Source organism: Yersinia aleksiciae (genome assembly GCF_001047675.1).
Classification (GTDB): domain Bacteria; phylum Pseudomonadota; class Gammaproteobacteria; order Enterobacterales; family Enterobacteriaceae; genus Yersinia; species Yersinia aleksiciae.
Window position 1 is genome coordinate 2,292,009 of sequence record NZ_CP011975.1, and the last position, 25,490, is coordinate 2,317,498.

Here is a 25,490-nt window from a genome sequence, read left to right on the forward strand (position 1 = left end):
GTAATCCCTTATGAGTAAACCTCCGTTATTATTGATTGCCGTGGTGGTATTGATCGCTGTGCTGGCGACTCGTCAATACTGGCAGAAAAAACGGCAGGATGCAGAAAATGACCGCGCACCGGTGCGCAGCCTACAAGTTGAAGTGGTCGAAAAGCGGGAAGTATTGGCCCCTAATCGCCGCTCGCGTCAGCGCGAAGAGATTGTCGCCGAAGAGAAGCGCTATGAGGTCTATTTTCAACCACTTCTCAGCGGTATAATGGTGGAAAATGACAGTAAAATCAAAATGATACTGCCAAAACAGGAATATAACCGTATAGAGCAAGGCGCGCAGGGAACATTGCGTTTACAAGGCACCCGCTATATTGGTTTTACCCCAAATTCAGCCGCTAAATAAGCCAGTACTGCCATAACCCTTAGCAATGGCAGCTTAGGCAACAGCATCGCGGCAGAAGCGCTATTTTTTAGGCAGTGGCGGTTGTTTCTTTTGCCAAGCCAGCAATTCGAACACCCCGAAGACAAAAATTTTAAATTGCTGCAATCCACTGATCGGTTGATCTTTTGGTTGGGTGGATTTGAGCAATATCAGTTGTAGACCGTGCATCAACACCATAAAAATCAGAGCAACATTAACAAAATATTTTAGGGGGGTAGGGAATGGCTGGAACAGATTCAGCAGCAAGAAGAACCATACTCCTAACATCAATAATCGGCCGAGATTAATCCACATGGTGTTGCTCCTGTTCTTCAACTGATCCACCATCTTGGTGAGCCCCTTTACGACGAATATAGAGGCGATAGGCAACTTGTCCAGCAATCTTCTCACGATGCAACTGCCAACTGGCTGGGACATCGGTAGCGGCACTTTCGGCCTCGGCTTCGACATAAATCCAGGCATCGGTCGTCAGCCAGTTAAATTGCTCCAGTAAATTGATGGTTTCCGCTAACAAACCTTTACGGAACGGAGGATCAAGGAATACCAGATCAAAGGATTGCCCAGGTTGGGCCAGCCACTGTAAGGCGTTGGTATTCACCACTTGCCCATTTTCGGCGTTCAAGAGCGTCAGATTATTGCTCAATTGCTTAGCAACATGGCGATCGGCTTCCAGCAATACGGCTTCGCCTGCGTAACGGGATAGTGCTTCCAGCCCCAAGGCACCGCTACCCGCAAAGCAATCCAGGCAGCGAACGCCCTGAATCATGGGGGCCAGCCAGTTAAACAGTGTCTCCCTGACCCGATCTGTTGTAGGGCGCAGTCCAGGGCTATTTGGCACCGGCAATTTACGCCCTCGCCATTTGCCACCAATAATCCTGATCTGTCCTGCGGACTGTTGTGGTGCTTGTTTTTCTTTTGCTATCGGTCGTTTTGCCATAGATCGCTTTGCTTGAAAATCGGCCAGTATTGCAGCACTGGATAAGAGAGTTAGCGTCTATTCTACCTATAGCTCCTCCTAGGGGGAAACGTTAAACTTTTGTTGATTGAATTCACAATAGAAAGCAGCATCGTGCGCGTGTTGCTGTTCAGGGGAAAGTGATAGACTTGCGAACTATTATCTTATTTATGCAAACCCAAAGTAATTAGAGTCCAAAATGGCAAAAGAAAAAAAACGTGGATTTTTTTCCTGGCTGGGTCTTGGCCGTCAGAGTGAAGAACAAGCAGTAGAGCCATTGGCTACTGAGAAAAAAGGTGTTGCTGAGCCAGCTGAAGAGCAAGTTATCAGCGAAAAACAGGCCGAAGTTGCACCTGAAGTAACATCTGAAAGTGCGCCTGCGGAAGTAGAGCTACATGAACAATCTGCGGTAACGCCAGGTGAGTGGGATAGCGCTGCTATCAGTGAAGCCGCGGCTGAAACTCTGCCAGAGGTGGGTACTGAACCTACTGCTCAAATCGTCGACGAGCCGATCAATTTATCTTCAGAACCTGAGTACTTACAGCATCATTTCTCTGAATCTCAGAGTGATGATAACAATGCTGCTGAATGGGATGAAGGGACTGTCAGCGCGCCAGAACTGCCGATAACAGAAAAGAATATCGTTACCGATAGTGTGGTACCACAGGCTGTTGTGGAACTGCCGTTGACTGAGATTATCGAGCAAACGGTTGTCGTTGAAGAAGATACTCTCGTTGAAAAAAATACGGCTATTGAAGAAGATGCTGCCGTTGACGACGACATTGAATCGAAAGAAGAACCGGAAGAAGAGCTTGAAGAGGTCATTGTTCCGTTTGTGGCGCAGGAACAAGAGCGGCCAACCAAAGAGGGCTTCTTCGCGCGGTTAAAACGCAGTTTACTTAAAACCAAGCAGAATCTCGGCTCTGGTTTTATGGGGCTGTTCAGCGGTAAAAAAATCGACGACGATCTGTTTGAAGAGTTGGAAGAACAGCTCCTGATCGCCGACGTTGGTGTCGAAACCACTCGCAAAATCATTACCTCATTGACTGAGCATGCTAGCCGCAAGCAGCTAAAAGATGCCGAAGCCTTATATGGCAAGCTCAAAGAGGAAATGTCCGAAATTCTGTCTAAAGTAGACAAACCACTGGATGTTAGTGGTAAAAACCCATTTGTTATTTTAATGGTTGGCGTTAATGGTGTAGGTAAAACGACCACCATCGGTAAACTGGCGCGTCAATTTCAGGCTGAAGGTAAATCCGTCATGCTGGCTGCGGGAGATACTTTCCGCGCCGCTGCGGTAGAACAACTGCAAGTTTGGGGTGAACGCAACAAAATTGCCGTGGTGGCTCAACATACTGGCGCGGACTCCGCCTCGGTGATTTTCGATGCTATTCAAGCCGCTAAAGCCCGTGGTATTGATGTGCTGCTGGCCGATACCGCCGGGCGTTTGCAGAACAAAGCCCACTTGATGGAAGAGTTGAAGAAGATTGTCCGGGTGATGAAAAAACTGGACGGCGATGCCCCCCATGAGGTTATGCTGACGTTAGATGCCAGTACCGGACAAAATGCGGTGAGTCAGGCGAAACTCTTTAATGAAGCAGTGGGTCTGACTGGGATTACCCTGACTAAACTGGATGGTACCGCCAAAGGCGGGGTGATTTTCGCCATCGCAGATCAGTTTGGTATTCCAATCCGTTATATCGGTGTTGGGGAAGGTATAGAAGATTTACGGCCATTCAAGGCTGACGATTTTATTGAGGCTCTTTTTGCCCGAGAGGATTAATACGGATGATTCGCTTTGAACAGGTCAGTAAAGCTTATCTAGGCGGACGACAGGCGCTGCAAGGAGTAGATTTTCATCTGCGACCGGCGGAAATGGCGTTTCTTACCGGCCATTCTGGCGCAGGGAAAAGTACGCTGCTGAAGCTGATTTGTGGTATCGAGCGCCCCAGTGCTGGCCATATTTGGTTTGGTGGTCACGATATCAGCCGCCTGAAAAACCGCGAAGTACCCTTCCTGCGCCGCCAGATCGGCATGATCTTCCAAGATCACCATCTGTTGCTGGACCGGACGGTATATGACAACGTCGCCATGCCATTGATTATTGCTGGTGCCAGTACCGAAGATATTCGTCGTCGCGTGTCAGCGGCGCTGGATAAGGTGGGGCTGCTGGATAAGGCGAAGAACTTCCCGATTCAGCTTTCCGGTGGTGAGCAACAGCGCGTTGGCATCGCCCGAGCGGTAGTGAACAAACCGGCGGTATTACTGGCGGATGAACCCACTGGTAACCTGGATGATGCGTTATCCGAAGGTATCTTGCGCTTATTTGAAGAGTTTAACCGTGTGGGTGTTACCGTCTTGATGGCAACTCACGATACGTCGTTGATTGCCCGGCGGCGCTACCCGATTCTGACTCTGAGTCAGGGGCGGATGTCAGGAGCGCACCATGGCGAATAATGCACAGAAAGCTAAAACCAAGGCGCTGAAAGGCGGTTGGCGTGAACAGTGGCGCTATTCGTGGGTCAATGCGATCGCCGATATGATGCGCCAACCACTGGCAACACTCTTGACGGTGATGGTGATTGCCATCTCACTGACACTGCCAAGTGTCTGCTATATCGTGTGGAAGAACGTCAGTCAGGCGGCAGAACAGTGGTATCCAACCCCGCAACTGACGGTTTATCTGGATAAAGCACTGGATGATAACGCGGCTGAAAATGTGGTCACCACGCTGAAAGCAGAAGCCGGTGTCGAGAAGGTCAATTACCTGTCGCGGGAAGAAGCGATGGGTGAGTTCCGTAACTGGTCCGGCTTTGGTGGTGCGCTGGATATGCTGGAAGAGAACCCGCTGCCCGCTGTCGCTATTATTACACCTAAGTTGGATTTCCAAAGTTCAGGGACACTGGATACCTTGCGTGACCGAGTCAGCAAAGTGGAAGGGGTCGCTGAGGTCCGCATGGACGACAGCTGGTTTGCCCGTTTGGCCGCCCTCACGGGTTTGGTTGGGCAGGTAGCGGCGATGATTGGCGTGTTGATGGTGGTTGCCGTGTTCCTGGTTATTGGTAACAGTGTGCGTCTGAGTATTTTCAGTCGGCGCGATACTATCAATGTGATGAAGCTGATTGGTGCTACTGATGGATTCATCCTGCGGCCGTTTCTGAACGGTGGCGCGATGTTGGGCTTCGGTGGCGCAGTTTTGTCGCTGATTCTCTCTGAAGCGCTGGTTTGGAAGCTTGGTTCAGTGGTCACACAGGTGGCGACGGTGTTCGGCACCAGCTTCACACTGCATGGCCTAAGCTGGGATGAGTGCCTGCTATTGGTCTTGATCTCCGCTATGATTGGCTGGATCGCAGCCTGGCTGGCGACGGTGCAACATTTACGCCGATTTACACCGCAGTAAAGAATGTTTGTTATACTCTTTCCCTGCGGTGTTCAGTTACGGCAGGGAAAGAGGCGCTATTTGCCCGTTAATCCCATCGACGCTTCCTGCTGTGTATTACCGGTTATCTGCTACGATCCACTGCAAAAAATGTGATCCAACGTGAACTTTTATGGCAATATCCGGTCGAAAAACACAGTGAAATGATAAGGTGCCCAGCGCTTGAATCTGTCTAAGCAGATGCTAAAATATCGGCGCTGAGAGAAATCTGCACTATAGCCAATGCAATGAGAGGGTTTTGAATGACCAAAGAAATGCAAACTTTAGCCTTAGTACCCCAAGGTAGTCTGGAAGCCTATATTCGGGCTGCCAACGCCTATCCAATGCTGACTGCAGAGGAAGAGCGGGAGCTGGCTGAACGGCTGCATTACCAGGGCGATCTGGGAGCGGCTAAACAGCTTATCCTGTCTCACCTGCGCTTTGTCGCTCATGTTGCCCGTAATTATTCTGGGTATGGTTTGCCACAGGCCGACCTTATCCAAGAAGGTAATATTGGCTTGATGAAAGCAGTTCGTCGTTTCAACCCTGAAGTTGGGGTGCGTCTGGTGTCCTTTGCGGTACACTGGATCAAAGCAGAAATTCACGAATATGTTCTGCGCAACTGGCGGATTGTTAAAGTCGCAACCACTAAAGCTCAGCGTAAGCTGTTCTTTAATCTGCGTAAAACCAAGCAGCGTTTGGGCTGGTTTAACCAAGATGAAGTCGAGTTGGTTGCCAAAGAACTGGGTGTGACCAGTAAAGACGTTCGCGAGATGGAGTCCCGCATGTCCGCACAGGATATGACCTTCGATCCATCTCCAGATGACGAAGCACGTGACGGCCAATCTATGGCCCCGGTCCTGTATTTGCAGGATAAAACCTCTGATTTTGCCGATAGCATTGAAGAGGATAACTGGGATGGCCACGCAGCAGACAAACTGGCTTATGCGATGGAAGGTTTGGACGAGCGGAGCCAGCATATTATCCGCGCACGTTGGTTAGACGATGACAACAAGTCTACGTTGCAGGAGCTGGCCGATCAGTACGGTGTATCCGCTGAGCGTGTTCGTCAGCTTGAAAAAAATGCGATGAAAAAATTACGTATGGCAATTGAAGCCTAATAGGGCGATTCAGCGATTGTGATACGACTGAAAGGGCGATAGAGATATCGCCCTTTTGCTTTTCTGGCATTCATGGCTGGGCTGGTGAAAATAACCGGTCATCTCCTCATCCGGCCACTTCTACCGCTATGGTTGCTGCGAGTTATCGCTGCCAGCCCTGCGTGCTACGACTAAAACCACAAGCCTGCATAAAACCTGTTATGGCCGCGCGATTTTCGGCTGTGATCTGCTCATCACTCAGCGCCCAGCACTGAACTGCTGGCAGCTGACGCAGCGTCTCTTCAATCAGGTATAATCCCACACCGCGCCGACGCGTCACCTCTCTGACACACAAATCCTGAAGCTTGCCCTCTTGACCCTCCACGGCCACTTTCACTGCACCTAACAGGCGCTCATTAAAGCGCGCAGCAAAGAGCGGATTACCGCCGATAATCCATTGTTGCCAGCTGGCTTGCTGCTGCTCAGGCCAGATCTTCGCTAAATCGATAAAATCCTGATGAGTCAGGTCTGTTAATCGTTCTATAGTCAGTTTCATCGTCGAGAGGCCATAGGAAAGTAAAGGGTATTGTGCTGTGGTTTATTGTACTAGATCACAGACCAGAGCGTTGTGTAAGTTTTTCTGTACGTCCTTGGGGGAAAATGTTTTTTCGATACTGCATTTTCCGAGTTTTAACTGAGTAAATGATCACATAACCAGCATAACCCACTATCATTTGAGTAAAACCCATTCAATTTAATCCTAATTTTATGCTGTTTACACCGCTTGTTTCTGCTTGTCTGAGTTGATTTACAGCATAAAACTCCTGTTTAATGACATGAAAAATAAAGTCTTATTAGAAAAAAGTGTCACTTTTGAGACTAAATCATTATTACATATGAATAAAACGTAGCGGCACGATAAAACGTTAAGACCAACACAACAAGCACGTTCACAATGACAGATGGGGAATTCGCGGATGAAATTAACAAAAGGTAAAGTGTTGCTGGCTGGGTGTATCGCGATGGCGATGAGCCATTCTGTACTGGCGAAAGACATTAAGGTTGCCATTGTTGGCGCAATGTCCGGTCCGGTTGCCCAATATGGTGACATGGAATTTACCGGTGCACGTCAGGCTATTGCTGATATCAATGCCAAAGGTGGAATTAAAGGCGATAAACTGGTCGGCGTAGAATACGATGATGCCTGCGACCCGAAACAAGCCGTTGCTGTTGCCAACAAAGTGATTAACGACGGTATCCGCTACGTTATCGGTCACCTTTGCTCCTCTTCTACTCAGCCTGCTTCAGACATTTATGAAGATGAAGGCGTGATTATGATCACCCCTGCCGCGACAAACGCTGATCTGACCACCCGTGGTTATAAAATGATTATGCGCACCACCGGCCTGGATTCTGATCAAGGCCCAACCGCCGCTAAATATATCCTTGAGACCATCAAACCTAAACGTATCGCTGTTGTGCATGATAAGCAGCAATACGGTGAAGGTCTGGCGCGTTCAGTGCGTGACAGCCTGAAAAAACAAGGCACAGAACCTGTGCTGTTTGAAGGCGTGACTGCCGGTGATAAAGATTTCTCCACACTGGTTGCTCGTCTGAAGAAAGAGAACGTCGATTTCGTCTACTTCGGTGGTTACTACCCAGAGATGGGCCAAATCCTGCGTCAGGCTAAGCAAGCAGGTCTGACTGCACGCTTCATGGGCCCTGAGGGCGTGGGTAACTCCTCACTGTCCAACATCGCCGGTGATGCTTCTGAAGGCATGCTGGTGACATTACCGAAACGTTATGATCAGGTACCGACTAACCAACCTATCGTTGATGCATTGAAAGCGAAGAAACTGGACCCAACTGGCCCATTCGTCTGGACCACCTATGCCGCACTGCAATCGCTGACCACAGCGATGGAGCGTAGCGGTAGCCAGGAGCCAGCCGATTTGGTCAAAGATCTGAAAACCGGCAAACCGGTCGAAACAGTGATGGGGCCATTGAGTTGGGATGAAAAAGGCGATCTGAAAGGGTTTGAGTTCGGTATTTTTGAATGGCATGCGGATGGTTCATCTACCGCAGTCAAATAACAATAATATTAGAAACATCAAGTTGTAGGGTTGCTCCCGCAGCAACCCGGCCCCTTTTACCAATTGCATCCCCCCATATTCCGGGGGGATTTTCCTCTCTGCACACAGTAGATTAGACGCAATTGGCTAGGGCAGCCAGGCAAGTGAATCAAAGGGTTAGGGTATGTCAGAGCAGTTTCTGTATTTTCTGCAACAAATGTTCAATGGCGTTACGTTGGGTAGCACCTATGCGTTGATCGCCATCGGTTACACCATGGTGTACGGCATTATCGGCATGATCAACTTTGCTCACGGCGAAGTGTATATGATCAGCAGCTACGTCTCATTTATCGTGATCGCCGCATTAATGATGATGGGGATTGATGCCAGCTGGCTATTGATTGGTTGTGCCTTCCTCGTCTCAATTGTGATAGCCAGTGCTTATGGCTGGAGTATTGAACGGGTAGCCTATAAGCCGGTTCGTAGCTCTAAGCGATTGATTGCATTGATCTCAGCGATCGGGATGTCTATCTTCCTGCAAAACTACGTTAGCCTGACGCAAGGCTCACGGGATCTGGCGCTGCCGAGTTTGGTGACCGGCCAGTGGACCTTGGCTGAAACCAATGGTTTCGCCGCCACGATCAGCACCATGCAGCTGACGATTTGGATAGTCACCTTCCTCGCCATGTTAGCGCTGACACTCTTTATCCGTTACTCCCGTATGGGCCGCGCGTGCCGTGCCTGTGCTGAAGATTTGAAAATGGCCAGCTTGCTGGGCATTAATACGGATCGCGTCATCTCACTGACCTTCGTGATCGGGGCATTGATGGCAGCGGTCGCGGGTGTATTGCTCGGCCAGTTCTATGGTGTCATCAACCCATACATCGGCTTTATGGCCGGCATGAAGGCCTTTACTGCGGCAGTGTTGGGCGGCATCGGCAGTATTCCTGGCGCGATGATCGGCGGCTTGATTCTAGGGGTTGCCGAAGCACTGACCTCGGCTTATCTAAGCACCGAATACAAAGATGCGGTTTCATTCGCACTATTGATTGTGGTGCTGTTAGTCATGCCGACTGGGATCTTAGGTCGTCCGGAGGTTGAAAAAGTATGAAGCAGCTCAACTTCGTCAACGCCATTATCTCCAGTTTCGTCCTGTTGGTTCTCGCCTCGTTTGTCATGGGGCTACAGTTGCAGTTGGATGGTACCAAACTGATCGTGCAAGGTGCGTCGGAAGTCCGCTGGCTGTGGATTGGTGCAGCCTGTATCGTGGTATTTTTCTTCCAGTTAGTGCGCCCAGTCATACAACAAGGCATCAAAAAAATCTCGGGGCCAGCTTGGGTATTGCCCAGTTTCGACGGCACCACACCCCGCCAGAAATTATTAGCGGCCGCGATTATTATCGCCGCAATTGCCTGGCCGTTTCTGGTCTCTCGAGGGTCAGTTGATATTGCCACCCTGACGCTAATTTACGTCATGTTGGGTCTGGGATTGAACGTTGTCGTGGGCTTATCGGGCTTGCTGGTGCTAGGCTACGGTGGGTTCTATGCCATTGGTGCATACACCTATGCGCTGTTAAATCACTATTACGGTTTAGGTTTCTGGGAGAGTTTACCGCTGGCGGGAATTGTCGCTGCGCTCTCCGGCTTCTTGCTGGGCTTCCCCGTCCTACGATTGCGTGGGGATTATCTAGCGATCGTAACCCTCGGTTTCGGTGAAATTGTGCGTATTTTGCTGCTCAATAATACCGAAATCACTGGCGGCCCGAATGGTATCAGCCAAATTCCTAAACCAACACTGTTTGGTCTGGAGTTTAGCCGCACCGCGAAAGATGGCGGTTGGGATACCTTCCACAACTTCTTTGGCCTGACATATGACCCAAGTGACCGCATCATTTTCCTCTATATGGTGGCGCTGCTATTAGTGATTCTGACCCTGTTTGTGATTAACCGACTGCTGCGTATGCCGCTGGGCCGAGCATGGGAAGCGCTGCGCGAAGATGAAATTGCTTGCCGCTCACTGGGCCTTAGCCCAACAAAAATCAAGCTGACGGCGTTTACCATCAGTGCGGCCTTTGCGGGTTTTGCCGGTACGCTATTTGCAGCACGGCAAGGTTTTGTTAGCCCAGAATCTTTTACCTTTGTTGAGTCGGCTTTTGTGCTGGCGATTGTGGTATTAGGTGGCATGGGGTCGCAGTTCGCGGTCATTCTGGCTGCGGTATTACTGGTGGTTTCACGCGAGTTAATGCGTGACCTCAATGCTTACAGCATGTTGCTGTTGGGGGCATTGATGGTCTTGATGATGATTTGGCGACCACAAGGTCTGTTGCCAATGAAACGGCCACAGCTGAAGCTGAAAGTCGCAGAGATCAACGCTAAACAGGGGGAGAAAGCATGAGTACGCAACCTTTGTTAGCCGTTGAAGGGCTGTCGATGCGTTTTGGTGGATTACTGGCGGTCAACAATGTGGGATTGACCCTGAATCAGGGGGAGATTGTCTCGCTGATTGGCCCAAATGGAGCGGGTAAAACCACCATTTTCAACTGCTTGACCGGGTTTTACCGCCCCACTGGCGGCACCATTAAATTACGTGATCGCCATTTGGAAGGATTACCCGGCCAGATGATTGCCCGTATGGGGGTGATTCGTACTTTCCAGCATGTGCGTTTGTTCCGCGAAATGACGGTGGTAGAGAACCTGCTGGTGGCGCAACATCAGCATCTTAAAAGCGGTGTTTTTGCCGGTTTGCTGAAAACCCCTGCTTTTCGTCGTGCAGAGGCTGATGCCTTAGAACGTGCCGCGACCTGGTTGGAGCGGGTTGGGCTGTTAGAGTTGGCAAACCGACAGGCTGGGAATCTGGCATATGGTCAGCAACGGCGCTTGGAAATTGCCCGCTGCATGGTGACTCGGCCAGAGTTGTTGATGCTCGACGAACCTGCGGCAGGTCTGAACCCCAAAGAAACTGATGAGCTGAATCAGCTGATTATGGAGTTGCGGGGCGAGCATCAAGTTTCAGTCTTGTTAATTGAGCATGATATGAAACTGGTGATGGGCATCTCTGACCGCATTTATGTGGTGAATCAGGGAACGCCGTTGGCACAAGGCACCCCCGCTGAAATCCGTGACAACCCGGATGTGATTCGGGCCTATTTGGGTGAGTAACCTTATGTTGAGTAAATGGAAAGCGGGCGAGGCATAAACATAACATGTTGTCATTTAATCAAGTTTCAGCCCATTACGGCAAAATTCAGGCACTGCATCAGGTCAGTTTGCATATTCAACAAGGTGAGATTGTCACGCTGATTGGGGCCAATGGTGCGGGTAAAACCACACTGCTGGGGACATTATGCGGCGAGCCTCGCGCCACTGAAGGCAGTATCGTTTTTGGTGAGCAGGATATTACTGATTGGCAGACGGCTCGCATCATGCGTGAGGCGATTGCGATTGTACCGGAAGGCCGTCGAGTATTTTCTCGCATGACGGTTGAAGAGAATCTGGCAATGGGCGGGTTCTTCGCTGATCGTCAACAATATCAGCAGCGTATTGAGCGCGTTTACGACTTATTTCCACGGTTGTTTGAACGGCGTATTCAGCGGGCGGGTACCATGTCCGGTGGTGAGCAGCAGATGTTGGCGATAGGTCGTGCGCTGATGAGTCAACCTAAGTTACTGCTCTTGGATGAACCATCACTGGGGCTGGCGCCGATTATTATTCTGCAAATATTTGATACTATTCAGCAGCTAAGAGAAGAGGGTATGACCATCTTCTTGGTTGAGCAGAATGCGAACCAAGCACTGAAATTGGCTGACCGTGGTTATGTGTTGGAAAATGGCCATATTGTTTTGGAAGATACCGGTGCTGCTCTGCTGGCGAATGAGGCTGTACGCTCAGCGTATCTAGGCGGTTAAGTCATAGGTATAAGGCCCGTTTTCGGGCCTTATTTATGGCAACAAGATGACATTATCACTGGGTTAATAAGTTATATTAGGCTTCAGGGGTAATGGTAAAATTCAGCGTATCGCTATAGCTGCCTTTATCGATAGTGGTATCAGTGCCGTAAAGTCGTATTTTGGGTGACCAGCACATCTGTTCCGTATCATTATTGCTATTTTTAAACTTAATAAATTTTTGGTCTTTTGGTAGCTCGAAATCTGTGTCAGCATTTTCAGTGTTTTTCATTCTCACTTTGTAATTAATGCTATTATTTCCGGCTTTTTCCCTTAATTGAAAATACTGACTATTGGTAGATATCCCATTTAGATTCGTGGCTTTAATCATATAGCTGTTATTTTCGACCCCTAGTGAACGATAACTGATACAAAATCGACTTGCTCTTGGGTTAACTAATTGGATGTGTAAGGGAGTGGGAGGATCAACTGCTATATGATCAAGTAAATGATCTAAATCGACAGGCTTTAATTGCCAAGCTCCCGATATTAATTGGAATTTTGGATCAACTTTCAACGCGGGTGACGTAATGCCTGATTGAGGGTCAAAAAGTTCGCATCCATTACCTGATGGGCTAAAAGAGACACCTTTTGATGAAAGCAGAGGATATTCCTGCTTAGTGGAACGGGCAATCAGTACGCCACCCACCGTTGCTCCAATTCTGATACTTTTTAGTGCATTAGCGGCAACTTTAAATGACACAGAATAGTGTGTCCTGTTGAATGGAGCAGAGCCGCTATTAAATCTTATCTCTTGAATGTTGTTATTAGAGTTTCGGGGGAAAGCACCATTAAGAGTAAGATTACTAATATGGCTAAGTTGAATATTTAAATCTGGCGAACCATCAGCATGGTAGAAGTAGAGTGAAAGTAGTGCATTGTGCCGATTCAATGCCGGCATAGGCACAGACTTCCGTAGCTTAATTAATTCTTTCCATCGGCCTAAATGTCTCCCTGCATTTTGCAGATTAAAGAGATTATCTGCCAGGTTTGCCTGAAAAGAGACCTCAACGCTATTATCATCTAATAGTTTTACTGAGCAATTAGAGTAGTTCTTAACATAGTCATTGTAAAAGTAAGGTGCTGCCATCACTGTGGGGGACAGTATTAATAGTAATGTCCCCATAAAAAAATATTTATTTTTAATGTTCACTTGGTGTCTCTCCATGACTGTCAGCTGTTTGTTTCATAAGGTAGTGCCAGCTGTCTGTGATATTCACCCGTGATCTCTTATCCACTGGGTGCCGATGCATAAATCTGCAATAGATAGTCAGGTTTAGGTAGCGAAGTCATCGTAAACTGAATCTTCTCTAAGGCCCGATTGTGGGCCTTATTTTCTGATGAATAATATTCCTGTTGCTAATGTAACTAACCTTATGCCTGAGGGGTAATCGTAAAATTCAGTGTGTCACTATAGTGACCCTTATCCGTGGTTGCGGTACGGTAAAGCCGTATTTTGGGTGACCAGCACATCTGTTCCATTCCACCACCGGTATCTCTCAACTGAATAAATTTCTTATTTTCTGGTAATGAAAAACTTAATTTAGTTCCTCCACCTCCTTCTAGTTCTAAATGGTAGTTAATTATATTCTTGCCTGATTTTTCAATTAATCTAAATTGTTGATTATCTGCCGACAAACCATGGCTATTACTAGCGTTAATCATATAACGGGTGTCTTTCGTCCCCATGGCGTGATAGCTGATACAGAATTCATTAGCTTGTGGGTTTACCAGCAGAGCATGTAAACCTTTATCTTCGGATGTATTATTAAGTAAGTGATCTAGATCGACAGGTTTTAATTGCCATATCGCCGATGCTAAGCTGAATTTAGGATCCACTTTCAACGCGGGTGGCGCAATACCTGATTGAGGATCAAAAAATACGCACCCATTACCTGATGGGTGAAAAGAGACACCTCTTGTTGAAAGTAGAGGATATTCCTGCTTATTGGAAGCCAGTGTACCGCCAACCGTTGCACCGATTCTTATACTCTTCAGCACATGCGGGGAGACCCTAAATGAGACGCGATAAGTTATAAGGTTAATAGTCTTAAACTTTATGTTTCTAATGCTATTGTTTGAATTTATCGGCGGTGTTTTATTGAGCGAGATATCACTAATATCATTAAGTTGAATATTGGTGTCTGGAGAATTATTGGAGTCATAAAAATAGAGCGAAAGTAGAGCTTCTTGGTGCTTCAAAGTAATATCTTCAATATTAGGCTCACCAATTAACTTCCCCCACTGGCGCGCATGTTCAGTATGAAGGTCATACTTATTATTATCATGTTCACTGATATACTCGCCATCATCTTTTCGTCGTCGTTCAGACATATTATCTGCCAGATTTGCCAGAAAACTCACTTCCACACTGTCATCATCTAATAGTTTTACTGAGCAATTGGAGTAGCCTTTAACGTAGTTGCTGTAAAAATAGGGTGCCGCCATTGCTGTGGGGGACAGTATCAATAGTAATAGCCCAAAAAATAAAGACTTATTTTTAACCTTCACTTGGTGTCGCTCCATAACTATTAGCTGTTTGTTTCAAAGATTAATGTTAGCTGACCCTGATATTTCCCTGCAATATCTTGCCCACTCGGTGCCAATGCCGAAATATGCAATAGATAGTCAGTGCTCGTCTGACCGACGGCACCCTTTTCGACAGTGAATATTTCTGGTGTCGCTGATAATGGCTTCAGATTAGTGCGATCCCTGCCCCAACTCACTGTGGCAGGTGAGAAGGCCGGTTGCACTTGATGGGCAGCTCCTGTTACCCGACTGAGTATTAATGGGTTTTTAACCGAAACCCTGAACCCTTCTTGCCGCCGCAGTGTGACATTCACGGGTACTTCTACCTGAAAGAGAGACAAATTTTCCGGGCTATTATTCAGCTTAATATTGTCATACCAGTCATTTCTTGCACCTCCTGGTTTTTTGATCTCAATTCTAGGTTGTGCGGTGACCTCTAATTTGACATCAATGCTCCCGAGCGGAATCGGAAGTGTCGCTGAAGCCGCTTGCCAGAAGAGTAATTGTGATATGACGACTATTTTAATCATGTTCATAACGCTCCTTGTCGTTAATCCACCGTTTTTGGATCTGCATTACAACGCAGGCTAAAGGTTTCATCCTCAATCATGCCCTGTACATCGTTGACCGCCAGTTGCCGGCGTTGCTCGGGATAGAGATTAAAATCCGCTATATCCTGCTCTTTGGTTTTTAACTGGTGCCACCGTAGGCGGGTATTACCGGTATTCTGCAATTCTAATGCCCCCTCGATACAGCGGTGTTTCCACTGATATTGCGGCGATGTTGGCAAGTGCCTGATTAACCCCATGTAACTCAGCTGCACGCCCAATACCGCCCCATGCCCTCCGCTAATACCTAGGTTTTTTTCAGGAACCACGGATAACCGATAAATCTGTTCTTTCTCCGGCGGTTGTAGCGCTTTAAGCAATATTCTTCCGCTCTGTTTTGGGCCGAGTGTCAGTTTGGCAGGGACGGCAAATAACGATGGTCGTGGCTGCTCGCCAACAGAGGTTAATGACTCTTGCTCAGGTGATACGCCGGGGTTATTGATCTGATACAACTGAACAGTGACATACTCGGTCATCGAACTGTGGTTGATCACGTTCACCACGGCATTTGTTTGCCGCATTTCCAAGACATGCGGTTGAATGTCTATTGCTGCCAAAGCGCTGAACGGTAGCAAGCTAGCGGCAATGAAGAGTAAAAGGTTCATTATCTACTTTTCCGCTAAGTTGCTTGACTGGCAAGGTCACCGGTGTGCCAGGGTACAAATTCAGGCTATCAGTCAGCTTGGCATTATCTTGCGATATCAGTTCCTTAAACTTACTGTGAACGCTACCTGTGGAGCTGATCATTAGGTTGTTGTCAGGCATACATTGATGTTGCCAATGACGAGTCTGTGCTGCTAAGGGGGGCACGTGGTGAATGAGTACCCCATAGCCAATACTGACGGTCATCGGCGCATGGATTTTGCTTTTATCTTCGCTGCTGCCAACGACTTTTGTCTCGACAATCGGGTCGATATACAGGCGATACAAGGTCTCCTGTGTCGGTGATGTTAATGGCAGCAACTTGATATCCCGCTTCTGCTTTGGCCCTAAGGTAATCCGGCTGGGGTTAAAAATTATCTCAGGGTGAGCAATCTCACTAATTGGCGTTTTAATCTCTGGGTTCGCCCCTGGGTTATCGACCCGTTGCAGTGAGATATCCAAATAGAGTGGCTTATCACCGCTGTTATAGACTTGTATTGTGCGGTGCTGATCCAGCGCCTCAACCGTGGTGCGGACAGGGATCGCGACTAGCTGCCCATACGTCGCGGTTATCGGTGTGAGCAGTAAAATGGCGCTTAAAAATAACTTACGGTGTTTCATGGTCATTCCTGTTGAGATTTATCGGGGTAGCAGAGGTAAATGTGATCACGTTGCTGGCGCATATCGCAGCGGTAATTGATTGAGCCATTTTGGACAGTAATATTTCGCAGAATAGTATTTGAGCTGATGGAGAACAGCCCATTAGGGTGAATCCTATCGCCAGTTTCATGAATCACCCCGGTTATGGGTAATCCACTGACATCTTTGAGGAATCCGTTATAAAGCAGGTCTAAGGTGATATCGGCTTTGCTGGAGAAGACCTGTCCAGGGTGCGCACGCACAATATTGACCGGCAGTTGGATGTGCATATCCAGATCACTGCGGTCATTATGTGTACGGATAAAGAAGCGATCTTGATAGCGTGGAAGCGGGATGGCATAGAGACCCTCGCCCGTTATCGGATGACCTTCTGCCTGGAAGCTATATGGCGTACCTGATAATTCAGGTGTTTCTATCAGTAATGCTGAACCGCTGTAACTGCTGCGCCCCAGTGCCGCCCCTTGTGGGCTGATAGCTAACATGCCGTTATAACTGATCCCACCGTTGGCTATTTTGCTATCAATACCCATTCGGGCAGACATATCGCCACGGCTTCCACTACGGTGAGCAAAGCTGCCGATACTATTGCTGCCCCCGCTGGTGCTACCGTTGATACCCAAAGAGCTGGTGCCATGGTTATCAGTGAACTCTTTCTGGTAATTGGCACTGGTGGTCAGCTGTTGCTGCGCATAGGCGCTGTTGATGCTGGCGCTGCTTTGGCGGAAAGAGAGTGTGGTATTGAGAAAAACACTGTAATTGCTAGCGCTGAAGTAATTAGTGCCAGCGTTATTCTGGCTGATCCATTGCCCCCCCTTTTGCACGCCGAGAGACAGATTTAGGCCAAACTGTGGCCGCCGCCAATCCCAACTGCTTTGGATGCGATGCTGTCTGTTGTGCTTATATTGATTAAATTGATAGCTGAATTGGGTTGGTCCGAAACGGCGACTATAAGAAGCGGATGTACTGCCGTAGTTTGGCGCATATATTGATACATCTGGCGTTTGATAGCGGGCTACAGAGAAATAGCCTAATGTTGTATTCCCGCCGTTCAAGCGCAGATAGCCACCACCGTGTTTTTCGCCAGATAACATACCAAGAGTGGGAGTGATAGTTAGATCGGAGAAACCCCATGGGCGCGATATGTTTCCTTCCGCGGCCCAATGGTGGGCATTGTCTTTCAGTAGCGAGATATTAGTTTGTAGGTTGTGTATCTTCATACTGCGACCAAATTGCACCAAATGAGGATGATTTTTATCATTTTGGACACTCCCTTTGCCCATGGTCACAAACCAGCCATTATTGTTTGGTGTGCCAATATTACTGATGATCTGGGTCTCCTGACTGATAACGCGACCGGTATTGTCCACTAAGCGAATTTCAATGTTGTAATAGCCACCGGGGAGCTGATTGTAATCAATTTCATTGCGGCCCAATTGCGCGGGAATACGGCGGATCAGTTGATTATCGCGGTAAAACTCATAGTCCCCGTCAGTGGTGGCATATAACACCAAACTACCCGCTGAAGGTTTATCAAGGGCCAGATAGCTTTGGCTACCCAAGGTCATAAATTGGGCTAAAGAGGGGTTGATCAGGGTGTAAATGCTGCCTGCACTGTTATCCAGATTATTTTGCCTTCCCGCCCGTAAATAGAGTGCCTGAAAATTCTTTTGCAGATACCAGCTATCAATCCCTTTTTGGGTTTGCTGTTGATATGGGGCGCTATCCCACTGTTGATAACTACTCTTCGAGCGCGTGGTGTTATAGAACCAATTAATAAAGCCATAAGATTGCAGAGGTAAACCAATATAGCCTTGCCCACGGCCAGACATGGCACGGTAGTTTTTTGCCGTCATGCGCAGGTCAAAAGATTGGTTATGTACCAGCCCCCAAGTGGTGGCTGGCATTAGGTAGCGATTGCTGTTATTGGTTATAGTGATAACGTTATTCGCTTTATCCAACATGATGTTATGACCTGACAAAATATAGTCACAACCTGTTTGGCATTGTAAATAAGGAATTTGCGATAAAATATTCTCTAACAAGAGAATTGATTGCTCATTAATATTGTTATTCCGATATTTCTGCTTGTCGAAGGTTAATTGTTGTTCTTCTTCTGAGAATAAGAATGGGGCGGGCAGTGTTTTACCATTTAATACGCCCAACAACTGCAATGTATTATGTTCTTCAAGCGCTGAGAACCCAGCGGGGACCAGATGCTCAATAATGAGGTCTTCTGCTCGTGCTGAATTAAACGTGAAAAAAAGTAAGATAGATGAAATTATCTGGTTAATGTTTAGGGGCTTTGCCATTGGATTCCATTCCATTTTTAAATTATAAAGATGAGGTTTATTTGCATGTTTACAATAAGGGCTTATTTAGCCGAAAAATGAGTCGAATAGTTATTTTGATAAATTAATCATATAGTCTTATAGCTATAGCTAAGCTTGAGATTCGATAATAAGTTCAAGCGTTCCTTTAAATACTTCACCTGCTGAATTTGGAAGGGAGGCATATAGCGATAGCATTCTGCGGTCACCTGATGGGTATTTTCCACTGAGCTTACTTGTGCTGAGTTCATTATTGTCAAGCCAAACCCTCGCAACTCCTTGCTGTGTTTTCGCCTTCAGTATTAAATAATTCTTGAGTTTAATAGAGTAATACGTATTAAGACCTGTTGTTATCTTAATAGGTACTATTCTACCGAATGCAATATCTCCACTTTTTTCATGGCGTATATGTTTTAAATTAATCACATCGAGTGGTGTGCCATCGGCCTTTGTTATGAAGATTACATCTTCAATAGTTGCTTCAACTGGTATTATCTTCTCAACTGGTGCGGAGTGAACAGTAGTGCTAGTGAGTAATATCACCGTGCTAATCATCAGTCTGTAAACGTGCTTCATATAATCACTAACCCTGAAATAAAAACCCCAAACCGGCCAAATATTGGTTTATTTGACCGGGTTTGCTAATAAAATCTCACTTTGAGATCTTGCTTTATAATTAAGCCACAGACTCTACAGTCAGTTTAAGTTCTCCTGTGTATCTTTCCTCGCTTAAAACATTGTCTGGTGATTCTCCCGTTATAGCTAGTTTAACTGAGTTATTGACATCAGCTAATAAAAATTCATTCCCGGCGTTTGTTAATATAGTATCTTTTAATTTCACTTCTAATCCAGAAAAGACTTTAACTTTATCGACGCTCTCTGTCAGTGCGAAGTCTCCATTAATACTAATTTTTACCTTAGTGTCGTTATTGAAATTATTTACTATTTGAATATCTTCACTAACGGTGTATTTTTTGGCGCCATTTTCAACAGGCAATAGCTTAAGCGTTGGAATTACACCACCACCACTCTTGGTTATGGTGATCATTCCTGGTATTTCAGCTTCAACTTGAATGTTTTTATCGACAGTTTGAGAATAAACACTCGCGCTGCTAATTAGTGCGGCAACTGTCATAATAGATAATAGAGTCTTTTTCATCATGAATACCTAAAAATCTCTTGTTTGAATGGAGGTTAATTCCAATTGGAATAACACTAATTTACTTAATGCCTTTTGTGATTCACATATATATATACAACGATGAGCAGGGTGTTAATAATGCTGTATTAATAGAGTGCCACTCACAAAGCGGAGGAACATTAACACGTCATTTAAAGTGGCTCAATAATCATATTATTAAATTAAGGAAAGAAAATAATTTAAATAATTGATTTAATGAATGTCTAATTTATATTTCTATTGTTAATCCCTTCTGTGATCTAGGATGTGGTTAATTAGTGTTACTCGCCATGTTAATTAAAAAGCGTATTAGCAGGAGAGCGTCACTTTATGTTTATTGGATTGCCATTTTTCTGTCACATAAAAGTTATATTTCTGTAATGAAATGGTGTCATGTTGGCTTCCGAACAAAAACTGATTTATTTCGCTCACCTGCTGCTATTCATTAATGTGAGCCATACAGATTTATTCAGGGGCCAGATATGTTTGACAATACCATCCGTAAAACGTCGATTTGCATCGCACTAAGCTTGGCATTCAGTGCCAATGCCATGGCCGTCACTGAAATTCCTTTCTGGCATTCGATGGAAGGGCAGCTCGGTAAAGAGGTCGATTCATTAGCTGATCGTTTTAACCAATCACACAGCGATTATAAAATCGTCCCTGTCTATAAAGGCAACTACGAGCAGAGTCTGGCAGCAGGGATTGCCGCCTTCCGTTCCGGTAAAGCGCCTGCCATTTTGCAAGTTTATGAAGTGGGTACGGCCACCATGATGGCCAGCAAGGCGATCAAGCCCGTATTCCAAGTGTTTAAAGACGCCAATATTAATTTCGATGAGTCTGTTTTCGTGCCGACAGTCGCCGGGTATTACACTGACGCCAAAAGCGGCCATTTACTGTCCCAGCCCTTTAACAGCTCCACTCCGGTGCTGTACTACAACAAAGATGCCTTCAAAAAAGCCGGTCTGAACCCAGATCAACCGCCGAAAACCTGGCAAGAGTTGGCGGCAGATAGCGCCAAGTTACGCGCTGCTGGTTCGAGCTGCGGTTACGCCAGTGGCTGGCAGGGGTGGATCCAAATCGAGAACTTCAGTGCCTGGCATGGTCAGCCCATCGCCAGCCGTAATAATGGTTTTGATGGCACAGATGCAGTGCTGGAGTTCAATAAGCCCTTGCAGGTGAAGCATATTCAATTGCTGTCGGATATGAATAAGAAGGGGGATTTCACCTATTTTGGTCGTAAAGATGAATCGACTGCCAAGTTTTATAATGGCGATTGCGCCATCACCACCGCCTCTTCTGGCTCGTTGGCGGATATTCGCCAATATGCGAAGTTTAACTATGGTGTTGGCATGATGCCTTACGATGCCGATGCGAAAGATGCGCCGCAAAACGCCATTATCGGCGGTGCCAGCTTGTGGGTGATGGACGGCAAAGATAAAGAGACCTACAAGGGTGTGGCCGAATTCCTGCAATATCTGGCTCAACCGGAAATCGCGGCCGAATGGCACCAGAAGACCGGCTATCTGCCGATCACTACCGCTGCCTATGAGCTAACCAAGCAGCAGGGCTTCTATGAGAAGAACCCCGGTGCGGATGTTGCTACGCGCCAAATGCTGAACAAGCCGCCATTGCCTTACACCAAGGGTTTGCGTCTGGGCAATATGCCGCAGATTCGTACCCTGGTTGATGAAGAGCTGGAAGGGGTGTGGACCGGTAAAAAGACACCCCAGGAAGCCTTGGATGCTGCAGTGAAACGGGGTGATGTGTTGTTACGCCGCTTCGAACAAGCGAATAAGTAAAGGTTATTCAGCGAGGTTACTGGCCAGTTTGGGGCGCGGTTTTCGTACCCAAACTGGCAGCGCCAGTCACGGCAAATGGTTTTGTGTCGCACGAGCACCCTGTCAGATAAACGGTTAATTTTATGTCATCTTCCCGTCCCGGTTTCTCCTGTAGTTGGTTGCCTTACCTGTTGGTGTTTCCTCAACTGGCTATCACGGCGGTTTTCTTTCTATGGCCTGCGGGTGAAGCCCTGTGGTATTCGGTGCAAATGCTGGACCCATTCGGCCTCTCCAGTGAATTTGTTGGGCTGAGCAACTTTATTCAGCTCTTTCAGGACGAATACTATTTAGCCTCGTTTTACACCACGCTGATTTTCAGTTCATTGGTGGCGGGGATCGGCCTGATTGTGTCGCTATTTCTGGCTGCAATGGTGGATTACGTGGTGCGCGGCAGCCGTATCTATCAAACCTTAATGATTCTGCCCTATGCTGTGGCCCCTGCGGTGGCTGCCGTTTTATGGATCTTTTTATTCAATCCGGGGCTGGGTTTGATCACCCACTTCCTTGCTACGCTCGGTTACAACTGGAACCATGCACAGAATAGCGGGCAGGCGATGTTTCTGGTGGTGTTAGCCTCGGTCTGGAAGCAAATCAGCTATAACTTCCTGTTTTTCCTCGCAGCTTTGCAATCCATACCCCGCTCACTGGTTGAGGCTGCCGCTATTGACGGTGCCGGACCGGTGCGGCGCTTCTTCAATCTGGTCTTGCCGCTGATATCCCCGGTCAGTTTCTTCCTGCTGGTGGTGAATCTGGTTTACGCCTTTTTCGATACCTTCCCGGTTATTGACGCGGCGACCGGCGGTGGCCCGGTGCAGGCGACCACCACCCTGATCTATAAAATCTATCGCGAAGGTTTTGCCGGACTGGATTTATCCAGCTCTGCCGCCCAATCGGTGGTGTTGATGTTGCTGGTGATTGGCCTGACGGTTATCCAGTTCCGCTTTGTTGAGCGTAAGGTGCGTTACCAATGATTGAAAATCGTCGTGGGCTGGATATTTTTTGCCACATTATGCTGATTATCGGCGTGCTTCTTATTTTGTTCCCGCTCTATGTGGCTTTTGTGGCGGCCTCTCTGGATGACACTCAGGTGTTTCAGGTGCCAATGACCCTGATCCCTGGGCCACATTTGTGGCAGAACATCAGCCACATTTGGCACGCGGGGGTGGGCAATAACAGCGCACCTTTCGGGTTGATGCTGCTGAACAGTTTTGTGATGGCGTTTGCGATTACCGTCGGCAAAATCACGGTGTCGATGCTCTCGGCGTACGCCATCGTTTACTTCCGCTTTCCGCTGCGCAATCTGTTTTTTTGGCTGATATTTCTGACGTTGATGTTGCCAGTCGAGGTGCGGATTTTCCCGACAATTCAGGTGATTGCGGATCTGAATATGCTCGACAGCTACACCGGTCTGACTCTGCCGCTAATGGCGTCAGCCACCGCCACGTTCCTCTTCCGTCAGTTTTTTATGACCCTGCCGGATGAGCTATTGGAAGCCGCGCGCATCGATGGCGCAGGGGCGATGCGCTTTTTTTGGGACATCGTCTTGCCGCTGTCAAAAACCAATTTGGCCGCGCTGTTTGTTATCACATTTATCTATGGTTGGAACCAATATCTCTGGCCAATCCTGATTACCAGCGATGCCTCCATGGGCACGGCGGTGGCGGGGATCCGCAGCATGATCTCTAGCTCGGGTGCACCCACCCAGTGGAATCAGGTGATGGCGGCGATGATTCTGACCTTAATTCCACCGGTCGTGGTGGTCCTTATAATGCAGCGTTGGTTTGTACGCGGCCTGGTAGACAGTGAGAAGTAATCTGATATGGCATGTTTAAAGCTTCAGGCAGTCACTAAATCTTACGATGGCATCACGCCAGTGATTAAACAGATTGATTTGGATGTCGCCGACGGTGAATTCATCGTGATGGTTGGCCCCTCAGGTTGTGGCAAATCGACACTGCTGCGTATGGTTGCGGGGCTTGAGCGCACCACCAGCGGCGATATCTATATCGATCATCAGCGGGTTACCGATCTGGAACCGAAAGATCGCGGCATCGCCATGGTATTCCAGAACTACGCGCTGTATCCCCACATGAGCGTGTTCGACAACATGGCGTATGGCTTGAAAATCCGGGGGTTTGGCAAAGAGCAGATCCGCCAGCGCGTTGACGAAGCCGCTCGGATTCTGGAGCTGGAGCCGCTACTCAAACGCAAACCGCGCGAGTTATCTGGCGGTCAGCGACAGCGGGTGGCGATGGGGCGTGCCATCGTGCGTGAACCGGCGGTTTTCTTGTTTGATGAGCCGCTGTCTAATCTGGATGCTAAGTTGCGAGTGCAGATGCGACTGGAACTGCAACAGCTGCACCGTCGGCTGAAAACCACCAGTTTGTACGTGACTCATGACCAAGTGGAGGCGATGACCCTCGCTCAGCGGGTCATTGTGATGAACAAAGGCGTGGCGGAGCAAATTGGTACGCCGAGCGAAGTTTACCAGCGGCCCGCGTCACTGTTTGTCGCCAGTTTTATCGGCTCACCCGCCATGAATCTGTTCGCCGGAACTGTCAGTGCGGACGGGAGCGCGTTTATTTTATCGGATGGGATGCGCTTGCCACTGGAAATGACTCGGCCACAATGGGCCGCTCGGCGCTTGACCCTGGGTATCCGTCCGGAGCATATTCAGCAAACCACTTCAGCGTTGGGTGTGCCGATGGAGCTGTTAACTCTGGAGTTATTGGGGGCGGACAATCTGGCGCACGGCCAGTGGGGCGGGCAAAGTATCATCGCCCGTTTATCCCACGAAGAGATGCCGGTAGCGGGCAGTGTGCTGCACTTATCCCTCCCACCAGCGGCGCTGCACTTTTTTGATTCAGATAGCGGACTACGGATGGAATCATGAGTAAAAACTGGCCTTATCCGACCATTGTTGCCCATCGGGGCGGCGGCGCATTGGCACCGGAAAACACCTTGGCGGCCATTGATGTCGGCGCGCGTCATGGTCACAAAATGATTGAGTTCGACGCCAAGCTATCGCAAGACGGCCAGATATTTCTGCTGCACGATGACACGCTGGAGCGGACCAGCAATGGTTGGGGCATCGCAGGCGACTTGCCGTGGGAAAAACTGATTCAGTTGGACGCTGGCGACTGGTATAGCCCGAAGTTTCGGGGTGAGCACTTACCACTGCTATCAGAAGTGGCGGCTCGTTGTGCGCAGTACGGCATGGCGGCGAATATCGAAATTAAACCGACTACCGGTGCGGAAGTGGTCACTGGGCGAGCTATCGCGCTGGCGGCTCGTCAGTTGTGGCAAGATCAGGCGATAGCGCCGCTACTGTCGTCGTTCTCATTCGAGGCTTTAGCCGCCGCGCAGCAGGCTGCACCTGAGCTGCCGCGTGGGCTATTGCTGGATAAATGGGATGATAATTGGCGGGCCCTGACCCAGCAGCTAGATTGCGCCTCATTGCACATCAACCACAAACAACTGACGGCTGAGCGAGTGGCGTTGATCAAGACCGCTGGGCTGCGTATTTTGGTGTATACCGTCAACCAACCTGATCGCGCGCAAGAATTGTTAAATTGGGGCGTTGACTGTGTCTGTACCGACCGTATAGATTTAATCTATCCTCGTCCTTGAAGCTACAGGGGCGTTAGCCGCGCGCACTAATCCGAATCACATACTTGAGTATGCTGATCGGGATTAGCTAGCTTGCTGCCTACCTGTAACGCCAATGACTTTGATCTAAACAGAGCAGGCCAGGCCAGGCTAGCCATTCTTAATGCTTATGG

Annotated in this window: 26 protein-coding genes; 15 read left to right on the forward strand and 11 right to left on the reverse strand. The window is 48.1% G+C overall.

The window, feature by feature from the left end; all coding sequences use genetic code 11:
- Positions 1-10 precede the first annotated feature (10 nt).
- Positions 11-394, forward strand: a complete 384-nt coding sequence (locus ACZ76_RS10325; RefSeq protein ID WP_048618868.1) for a DUF2500 domain-containing protein — start codon at positions 11-13, stop codon at positions 392-394.
- A gap of 60 nt (positions 395-454) precedes the next feature.
- Here ACZ76_RS10325 and ACZ76_RS10330 read toward each other — a convergent pair whose 3' ends face one another.
- Positions 455-727, reverse strand: a complete 273-nt coding sequence (locus tag ACZ76_RS10330) for a DUF1145 family protein (RefSeq protein ID WP_048618869.1) — start codon at positions 725-727, stop codon at positions 455-457.
- Entirely contained in the window at positions 717-1,370 is a 654-nt protein-coding gene (rsmD, locus tag ACZ76_RS10335; RefSeq protein ID WP_048618870.1) for a 16S rRNA (guanine(966)-N(2))-methyltransferase, read from the reverse strand. Before rsmD ends, ACZ76_RS10330 begins: the two co-directional genes overlap by 11 nt.
- 217 nt (positions 1,371-1,587) lie before the next feature.
- On the opposite strand from rsmD, the gene ftsY reads away from it, so the two are divergent.
- The 4 genes from ftsY (at position 1,588) to rpoH (ending at position 5,927) form a co-directional block, all read left to right on the forward strand.
- Positions 1,588-3,171 (forward strand): signal recognition particle-docking protein FtsY, encoded by a 1,584-nt coding sequence (gene ftsY / locus ACZ76_RS10340; RefSeq protein ID WP_048618871.1) that lies wholly within the window; start codon positions 1,588-1,590, stop codon positions 3,169-3,171.
- 5 nt (positions 3,172-3,176) lie between these two features.
- On the forward strand, positions 3,177-3,845 hold the full coding sequence (gene ftsE / locus ACZ76_RS10345) for a cell division ATP-binding protein FtsE (RefSeq protein ID WP_004391337.1): 669 nt from the start codon (positions 3,177-3,179) through the stop codon (positions 3,843-3,845).
- Positions 3,835-4,788 carry a permease-like cell division protein FtsX gene (ftsX, locus tag ACZ76_RS10350; protein WP_048618872.1) on the forward strand — a complete coding sequence of 318 codons (954 nt, stop codon included), beginning with the start codon at positions 3,835-3,837 and terminating at the stop codon, positions 4,786-4,788. Before ftsE ends, ftsX begins: the two co-directional genes overlap by 11 nt.
- Before the next feature lie 281 nt (positions 4,789-5,069).
- Positions 5,070-5,927 (forward strand): RNA polymerase sigma factor RpoH, encoded by an 858-nt coding sequence (gene rpoH, locus ACZ76_RS10355; protein WP_048618873.1) that lies wholly within the window; start codon positions 5,070-5,072, stop codon positions 5,925-5,927.
- Positions 5,928-6,069: 142 nt separating this feature from the next.
- Here the strand turns inward: rpoH and panM are convergent, their stop codons facing one another.
- Positions 6,070-6,462: an aspartate 1-decarboxylase autocleavage activator PanM gene (gene panM, locus ACZ76_RS10360; protein ID WP_048618874.1), complete on the reverse strand. Its 393-nt coding sequence runs from the start codon at positions 6,460-6,462 to the stop codon at positions 6,070-6,072.
- A 421-nt stretch (positions 6,463-6,883) separates the two neighbouring features.
- On the opposite strand from panM, the gene ACZ76_RS10365 reads away from it, so the two are divergent.
- The 5 genes from ACZ76_RS10365 to livF all read left to right on the forward strand — a co-directional run bounded on the left by ACZ76_RS10365 (position 6,884) and on the right by livF (position 11,882).
- Positions 6,884-7,999, forward strand: a complete 1,116-nt coding sequence (locus ACZ76_RS10365) for a branched-chain amino acid ABC transporter substrate-binding protein (protein ID WP_048618875.1) — start codon at positions 6,884-6,886, stop codon at positions 7,997-7,999.
- A gap of 163 nt (positions 8,000-8,162) precedes the next feature.
- Positions 8,163-9,089, forward strand: a complete 927-nt coding sequence (gene livH / locus ACZ76_RS10370) for a high-affinity branched-chain amino acid ABC transporter permease LivH (protein ID WP_005274815.1) — start codon at positions 8,163-8,165, stop codon at positions 9,087-9,089.
- Complete coding sequence (locus ACZ76_RS10375) at positions 9,086-10,372, forward strand: high-affinity branched-chain amino acid ABC transporter permease LivM (protein ID WP_048618876.1); 1,287 nt, start codon at positions 9,086-9,088, stop codon at positions 10,370-10,372. Before livH ends, ACZ76_RS10375 begins: the two co-directional genes overlap by 4 nt.
- Positions 10,369-11,136, forward strand: a complete 768-nt coding sequence (gene livG / locus ACZ76_RS10380; RefSeq protein ID WP_048618877.1) for a high-affinity branched-chain amino acid ABC transporter ATP-binding protein LivG — start codon at positions 10,369-10,371, stop codon at positions 11,134-11,136. Before ACZ76_RS10375 ends, livG begins: the two co-directional genes overlap by 4 nt.
- A gap of 44 nt (positions 11,137-11,180) precedes the next feature.
- Positions 11,181-11,882 carry a high-affinity branched-chain amino acid ABC transporter ATP-binding protein LivF gene (gene livF / locus ACZ76_RS10385; RefSeq protein WP_048618878.1) on the forward strand — a complete coding sequence of 234 codons (702 nt, stop codon included), beginning with the start codon at positions 11,181-11,183 and terminating at the stop codon, positions 11,880-11,882.
- Positions 11,883-11,958: 76 nt separating this feature from the next.
- On the opposite strand, the gene ACZ76_RS10390 is transcribed toward livF, so the two are convergent.
- The 8 genes from ACZ76_RS10390 to ACZ76_RS10425 all read right to left on the reverse strand — a co-directional run bounded on the left by ACZ76_RS10390 (position 11,959) and on the right by ACZ76_RS10425 (position 19,849).
- The gene (locus tag ACZ76_RS10390; protein ID WP_048618879.1) at positions 11,959-13,074 is read right to left on the reverse strand and encodes a hypothetical protein; all 1,116 of its coding nucleotides are present in this window, start codon (positions 13,072-13,074) and stop codon (positions 11,959-11,961) included.
- 221 nt (positions 13,075-13,295) lie between these two features.
- Entirely contained in the window at positions 13,296-14,432 is a 1,137-nt protein-coding gene (locus tag ACZ76_RS10395) for a hypothetical protein (protein WP_071840496.1), read from the reverse strand.
- A gap of 20 nt (positions 14,433-14,452) precedes the next feature.
- On the reverse strand, positions 14,453-14,986 hold the full coding sequence (locus tag ACZ76_RS10400; protein WP_048618881.1) for an alpha-related fimbriae minor subunit 2: 534 nt from the start codon (positions 14,984-14,986) through the stop codon (positions 14,453-14,455).
- A gap of 14 nt (positions 14,987-15,000) precedes the next feature.
- Positions 15,001-15,663 (reverse strand): hypothetical protein, encoded by a 663-nt coding sequence (locus tag ACZ76_RS10405; RefSeq protein WP_048618882.1) that lies wholly within the window; start codon positions 15,661-15,663, stop codon positions 15,001-15,003.
- Positions 15,635-16,321 (reverse strand): fimbrial biogenesis chaperone, encoded by a 687-nt coding sequence (locus ACZ76_RS10410; RefSeq protein ID WP_048618883.1) that lies wholly within the window; start codon positions 16,319-16,321, stop codon positions 15,635-15,637. Before ACZ76_RS10410 ends, ACZ76_RS10405 begins: the two co-directional genes overlap by 29 nt.
- A 2-nt stretch (positions 16,322-16,323) precedes the next feature.
- Positions 16,324-18,669: a TcfC E-set like domain-containing protein gene (locus tag ACZ76_RS10415; protein WP_082146901.1), complete on the reverse strand. Its 2,346-nt coding sequence runs from the start codon at positions 18,667-18,669 to the stop codon at positions 16,324-16,326.
- 129 nt (positions 18,670-18,798) lie between these two features.
- A complete protein-coding gene (locus ACZ76_RS10420; protein WP_048618884.1) occupies positions 18,799-19,263 on the reverse strand; it encodes a hypothetical protein in 465 nt (154 codons plus the stop codon).
- 100 nt (positions 19,264-19,363) lie between these two features.
- Complete coding sequence (locus tag ACZ76_RS10425) at positions 19,364-19,849, reverse strand: CS1 type fimbrial major subunit (protein ID WP_071840497.1); 486 nt, start codon at positions 19,847-19,849, stop codon at positions 19,364-19,366.
- Between the two features lie 500 nt (positions 19,850-20,349).
- Here ACZ76_RS10425 and ugpB point away from each other — a divergent pair, with 500 nt between their 5' ends.
- The 5 genes from ugpB to ugpQ all read left to right on the forward strand — a co-directional run bounded on the left by ugpB (position 20,350) and on the right by ugpQ (position 25,338).
- Complete coding sequence (gene ugpB, locus ACZ76_RS10430; RefSeq protein WP_048618886.1) at positions 20,350-21,669, forward strand: sn-glycerol-3-phosphate ABC transporter substrate-binding protein UgpB; 1,320 nt, start codon at positions 20,350-20,352, stop codon at positions 21,667-21,669.
- A 122-nt stretch (positions 21,670-21,791) separates the two neighbouring features.
- On the forward strand, positions 21,792-22,679 hold the full coding sequence (gene ugpA / locus ACZ76_RS10435; protein ID WP_048618887.1) for a sn-glycerol-3-phosphate ABC transporter permease UgpA: 888 nt from the start codon (positions 21,792-21,794) through the stop codon (positions 22,677-22,679).
- A complete protein-coding gene (ugpE, locus tag ACZ76_RS10440; protein WP_048618888.1) occupies positions 22,676-23,521 on the forward strand; it encodes a sn-glycerol-3-phosphate ABC transporter permease UgpE in 846 nt (281 codons plus the stop codon). The genes ugpA and ugpE overlap by 4 nt, the downstream gene beginning before the upstream one ends.
- Before the next feature lie 6 nt (positions 23,522-23,527).
- On the forward strand, positions 23,528-24,601 hold the full coding sequence (locus ACZ76_RS10445) for a sn-glycerol-3-phosphate import ATP-binding protein UgpC (RefSeq protein WP_048618889.1): 1,074 nt from the start codon (positions 23,528-23,530) through the stop codon (positions 24,599-24,601).
- The gene (gene ugpQ, locus ACZ76_RS10450; protein WP_048618890.1) at positions 24,598-25,338 is read left to right on the forward strand and encodes a glycerophosphodiester phosphodiesterase; all 741 of its coding nucleotides are present in this window, start codon (positions 24,598-24,600) and stop codon (positions 25,336-25,338) included. The genes ACZ76_RS10445 and ugpQ overlap by 4 nt, the downstream gene beginning before the upstream one ends.
- Positions 25,339-25,490: the final 152 nt, after the last annotated feature.